2 protein-coding genes are annotated in these 1,090 nt (G+C 63.4%); both read left to right on the forward strand.

Features of this window, described 5'->3' with window-relative positions:
• The first annotated feature begins 77 nt into the window (after positions 1-77).
• Positions 78-401, forward strand: a complete 324-nt coding sequence (locus AC1DWT_RS51505; RefSeq protein WP_072951788.1) for a transposase — start codon at positions 78-80, stop codon at positions 399-401.
• Positions 401-1,090 (forward strand): IS3 family transposase (locus AC1DWT_RS51510; protein WP_477926307.1); only part of this gene is annotated, 690 nt, incomplete at its 3' end. The genes AC1DWT_RS51505 and AC1DWT_RS51510, both read left to right, overlap by 1 nt.

Consider the following 1,090-nt stretch of genomic DNA (forward strand, 5'->3'; position numbering starts at 1 on the left):
TGAGGTTCCCCTGAGGTTCCCCCCGGAAAGTGGACACCGACTTGGCGGGACACCGGTCCCGCTGGAAGGATGTCCGTATGCCCCCTCGCAAGCGTCGGTCGTTCACGACCGAGTACAAGGTCGAGGCTGCCCACCGGGTGATCGACTCCGGTCGCACCATCGCAGAGGTCGCCCGAGAACTCGGCCTCAACGAGAGTCTGTTGGGTGAATGGGTCAAACTCGAGCGGCGCAGAATCGCCGCCGCAGAGTCCCACGGAGAGAAGCCTTTGGACGCGGCCGAACACGCCGAGCTACTCCGATTGCGAAGGCAGGTAAGCGAACTCGAGAAGGACAACGCTTTCCTGGTAAAAGCTTCGGCGTACTTTGCCGCGATGCAGAAGAACCGACCCGGTTCGATCTGATGGCCAAGTACGCCGGCCCCGACAACATCGAAGAGACCGCCGGCACCGCCGCGCCGGAAGGTGAACGGTTYTCGATCCTGCGGATGGCGAGACTGCTGGAGGTGTCCACATCGGGCTACTACCAGTACGTCAAGCGCAGAGTCGCCACGGTGTTGACGCCGAGGCAACAGCGTCGCGCCGACCTCGAAGTCAAGATCGTCGAGATCCACCGGGAATCGAAGGGTACCTACGGGTCGCCGCGGGTCACGGCCGAGTTGCGGGCGCGTGGTGAGGTGGTGAACGCCAAGACYGTGGCCAAGATCATGGCCTCGCTCGGTGTGGAGGGCATCAGCCCGCGCACGTTCAAGGTCAMGACSACGGTGGTCGATCCGCAGGCGTCGTTCCCGCCGGATCTGATCGAGCGGCACTTCGATCGGGGCCGGCTCGATGCGGTCTGGTTTACCGACATCACCTACCTCACGTGCGGTGAGGGGGACATGTTCTTGTGTGCGATCCGGGACGGTCATTCACGGAAGGTGTTGGGATACAGCATTGCTAATCACATCAGCGCCGAGATGGTCACCACCGCCATCGATCGAGCCGTGGCCACGCGCGGTGGGCGGTGTCGCGAGACGATCCTGCATTCGGACCGGGGTGGGGAATACACTGCCCACCTGACCGCGGCGTCGTGTGTGCAGCACGGGTTGCGT

The sequence above is a fragment of the Rhodococcus sp. P4_B6 genome, from assembly GCF_056402215.1.

Excerpts from the sequence above, each read along its gene's own strand:
- AC1DWT_RS51505 (WP_072951788.1), top strand. The coding sequence starts at position 78 with ATGCCCCCTCGCAAGCGTCGGTCGTTCACGACCGAGTACAAGGTCGAG.